Raw genomic sequence first — 2,483 nt, 5'->3', positions numbered from 1 at the left:
GCCGAGGTCGGTGGGTCGAGGTCGGCGGGGCAGGGCCGGGAGCGGCGCGCCGGGTCAGTTCCGGGCGGCGAGTTCGGCGTTGGCCCGCTCGGTGACCAGCCGCAGCACCCGGCCTGCCGCCGCGAGATCCTCGGCGGGGATGTCCGCGTAGAGCCGGGCCGCGATCTCGGCGCCCGCGGTGCCGATCTCACGCCGGAGGGCGTCACCCGCCTCGGTGAACCGGACGCGCACCGGCTCCCCCGGCAGAGTCTCCAGCAGTCCGGCGGCGACGAGTCCGTCGACGCTCCCCCGGACTTCGGACGCGTCGGTCTTGAGGGCATGCGCCAGCGCGCCGGTCAGTTCGTCAGCGGCCACGGATCCGGCCGCGTTCGCGACGCCGTTCAGCGCGAGCGACTGCTGGAAGGTGATGCCGGAACGGGCCAGCACCCGCTCCAGGACGGCCCTGCTCGCATAGTGGGCCAGGCCGACGACCTGCCCGTTGACAGGGGGTGCCGCCGGGGCGGTCGATGCGGTGCTCATGGCTGCTCCTTGATGGGAGACGGGGGAGGTACAGGAGGCTCGAAGGGCGTGAGAGGGACGTCGAGCAGAGCTTCCAGGTCCCGGGTGAAGGTCTGGGTCCGAATGCTGTTCATTCCTCCGAGCGGCTCCAGGAGCTGGTCGAGGAGCCGGTGGACGACGGTGATCGCCCGCCGGGTGGTCTCCAGGCCCTCGGGGGTGAGCGAGAGCTGCACGGCCCGGGTGTCGGCGGGGTCGGCGGCCCGCTCGACGAGTCCCGCGGACTCGAGGGTGCGGGCCAGTTTCGAGACGTAGAGCGGTTCGAGGCCGGTGTGGCCGGCCAGTTGCCTCTGGCTGGGCCGCTGCCCAGAGCGGCCCATGCCGAGCAGAGAGGCCAGCAGCGAGTACTGCGCGTGTGTCAGACCGAGGGGCGCCAGGGCACGGTCGACCGCCACGCGCCATTTCGTCGACAGGCGCCAGACCAGGAAGCCGGGCGTCGGGCCCTTGGGTGCCGTACTCACGACAGATACAGTACATGAATATTAAGTCCATGGATACTAACTCTGCGCCACCGGAATCGGGATCGGGTCCGGAAGCGGCTGGAGGGGACGGAAGCGGCTGGGGGCCGGAAGAGGGTCGACCGCGGGGCAGCCGGCAGATCCGCTCACCGCGCGGTGCCACGCCGGGCGGGTCAGGTGGCGCTGCGCTCGCTCGCGTCGCGGAGTCCCCGTTCGACGGCCCGGTTGCGCGCGTCGTCCGGACGGCCCACGGCCGTGCCGGGCCGTCCGGCGCGCAGCAGTTCGCGCCAGCGGTCCGCGCTCCAGTCCGCCGGAGTGGTGGTCGCGATGAAATCCTCGACCAGGGAGAGGAAGCGCACCGGGTCGCTGTGGAACGGGAAGTGCCCGGCGCCCTCGAAGATCTCCAGACGACTGCCCGGCATGGCGGCGTGCGCGCGGTGCGCGTGCACTTCGGGCAGGACGCTGTCGCGCGAACCCCAGAGCAGCATCGTGGGCATGCCCTGGGCGAGGTAGCAGCGGTCCAGCATGGTGATCACCTGGCCGCGCCAGTCGACGACGGCGCGCAGCGTGCGGATGAACGCGCTGCGCGCCGTCGCGTCGGGCAGCGCGTCCACGAGGTTGAGCAGGTCGGACGCGTCCTGGCCGAGGTCGGTGTTGAGCAGCCGCATCAGCTCCGTGACGAGGCGGGCCTGCACGCGCATGCCGGGCAGTCGCAGCGCCGACAGCACCAGGTCGGCTCCGGGCAGCGAGACCGCCCTGAGCATCGGGTTGACCTCGCGTCCCACCCCTCCGGTGCTGACCAGCACCAGTCGGTCGGTGCGCTCGGGAAACTGGTAAGCGAACTGCATGGCGACCCCGCCGCCGAGCGAGTGCCCGACGAGTGTGACCCGTTCGATGCCCAGTACGCCGAGCAGGTCCCGCACCCCGTTGGCGTACGCCGCGACGGAGTAGTCGGCGCGCGGCTTGTCGGACGCGCCGTGGCCGAGGAGGTCCGGGGCGATGACCGTGTGGCGGCCGGCCAGGCCGGGGATGAGGTCGGCCCAGGTCGCCGACGAGTCGCCTATGCCGTGGATGAGCACCACGGCGGGGCCGCTCCCCGCCAGCCGGTAGGCGCGCCGGTAGCCGTGTACCACGTGGTGAAGCAGGCGCGGGTCGCCGTCCGCGACGGGACGCAGGCCGCCGGCGCCCGTTGGGCGCGCTCGGGGGGAGGGACCGGCCAAGGACACCACCTTCCTCCCCGCGCGCGCGGCACCGCTCGGGTGCACCGCTTCCTGCCTACGAGCGTAGACCGGTCGGCCCGTCCGCGGTCACCGCAAGTGTCACCGCACGCGTCACCGCCGCGACCCGGCGGGGCGCTCGCGGGACAGGGGCACGGCGACCGCGCCGTACGCCGTGTCGGGCGTCGGGGTGGTGGTGAAGCGGGCGTTGACCAGGTAGAGGCGGTCGCGGAAGCGGGGGTCGGTGGAGGGG

Annotated in this window: 3 protein-coding genes; all 3 read right to left on the bottom strand. The window is 73.0% G+C overall.

Annotation, left to right across the window (positions count from 1 at the left end; all coding sequences use genetic code 11):
• Positions 1 to 54 precede the first annotated feature (54 nt).
• Positions 55 to 519 (bottom strand): MarR family winged helix-turn-helix transcriptional regulator, encoded by a 465-nt coding sequence (locus GUY61_RS37445; RefSeq protein ID WP_166634746.1) that lies wholly within the window; start codon positions 517 to 519, stop codon positions 55 to 57.
• Positions 516 to 1,016 carry a MarR family transcriptional regulator gene (locus GUY61_RS37440; protein ID WP_166634745.1) on the bottom strand — a complete coding sequence of 167 codons (501 nt, stop codon included), beginning with the start codon at positions 1,014 to 1,016 and terminating at the stop codon, positions 516 to 518. Before GUY61_RS37440 ends, GUY61_RS37445 begins: the two co-directional genes overlap by 4 nt.
• 170 nt (positions 1,017 to 1,186) lie before the next feature.
• Positions 1,187 to 2,188 (bottom strand): alpha/beta fold hydrolase, encoded by a 1,002-nt coding sequence (locus GUY61_RS37435; protein WP_398958334.1) that lies wholly within the window; start codon positions 2,186 to 2,188, stop codon positions 1,187 to 1,189.
• Between the last annotated feature and the right edge of the window lie 295 nt (positions 2,189 to 2,483).

The sequence above is a fragment of the Streptomyces sp. GC420 genome (genome assembly GCF_009916105.1).
Classification (GTDB): Bacteria; Actinomycetota; Actinomycetes; order Streptomycetales; family Streptomycetaceae; genus Streptomyces.
This window is presented reverse-complemented; position numbering and strand designations above follow the sequence as displayed.